This is a genomic window from Streptomyces sp. NPDC090106, from assembly GCF_044747265.1.
GTDB lineage: Bacteria > Actinomycetota > Actinomycetes > Streptomycetales > Streptomycetaceae > Streptomyces.
The window spans coordinates 1-1,102 of the sequence record NZ_JBIVDS010000053.1 but is presented as its reverse complement, the minus strand read 5'-3'; the positions used below and the strand labels follow the sequence as shown (position 1 = coordinate 1,102).

The 1,102-nt window shown below is 68.9% G+C and carries 1 protein-coding gene; it reads left to right on the top strand.

Annotated elements, in window-relative coordinates; genetic code table 11:
• Positions 1-1,101 (top strand): IS701 family transposase (locus ACIPSE_RS47265; RefSeq protein WP_401676406.1); only part of this gene is annotated, 1,101 nt, incomplete at its 5' end.
• Position 1,102: the final 1 nt, after the last annotated feature.

Sequence of the window (1,102 nt, the reverse complement as noted above, 5' to 3'; positions counted from 1 at the left end):
CTGGGCGAGGACGGCAACCGTCAGGCGCTCGCCCACTTCATCACTTCCAGTCCGTGGGATCCGGCGCATGTACGAGCCCGGCTGGCTTGGCGGATGAACGAGGCAGTCGGGCCGGAGGCATTGATCGTCGATGACACCGGCTTCTTGAAGGACGGGGACGCCTCAGCGTGTGTGTCGCGGCAGTACACCGGCACCGCGGGCAAGGTCACTAAATGCCAGGTCGGGGTGTCGCTGCACCTGGCCCGGGATCACGCCTCGGCCGCGGTGAACTGGCGGCTGTTCCTGCCCGCTTCGTGGGATCCCGATGCGCCGGAGGCCGACGCTGTCAAGGTCGCCCGCCGCGGCCGGTGCGGGATTCCCGACCAGGTGGGGCACGTGGAGAAGTGGCAGCTGGCTCTGGACATGATCGACGAGACCCGGTCGTGGGGCATCGACGTCCCCTTGGTCGTCGCGGACGCCGGATACGGCGATGCCGCCGCCTTCCGCCACGGCCTGGAAGAACGCAGCCTGCCCTATGCGGTGGGCATTTCCTCCCGCCACACCGCCCATCCGGCAGACGCCCGGCCCGTCCAGCCCGCCTACGCAGGAACCGGTCGGCCACCGCAGATGCAGTATCCCGAGCCTGCGCGGACCGTGAAGGACGTGGTCATCGCGGCCGGGAGGACGGCCGTGAGGCCGGTGTCCTGGCGGGAAGGCTCCCGCCCCGGCAAAGGAATCAGCGGCTTCAAACGCATCTACTCGCGGTTCCTGGCTCTGCGCATTCGCCCGGCCGGACGCGGCGTCCGCCAGACTACCGACGGTCCTGAACTGCCCGAACGCTGGCTGCTGGCCGAATGGCCGGCCACCGAACCCGAACCCGTGCAGTTCTGGCTCTCCAGCCTCCCCTCCGGCATGCCGCTGGCGACCCTGGTCCGGCTGGTCAAGCTCCGCTGGCGCATCGAACACGACTACCGCGAGATGAAACAGGCCCTGGGACTGGCCCACTTCGAAGGCCGCACCTGGGGCGGCTGGCACCACCACGTCACCCTCGTATCGGCCGCTCATGCCTTCTGCACGCTGCAACGACTGGCACGAGACCCAAAAGACGTGGCGCAGGTCTGAG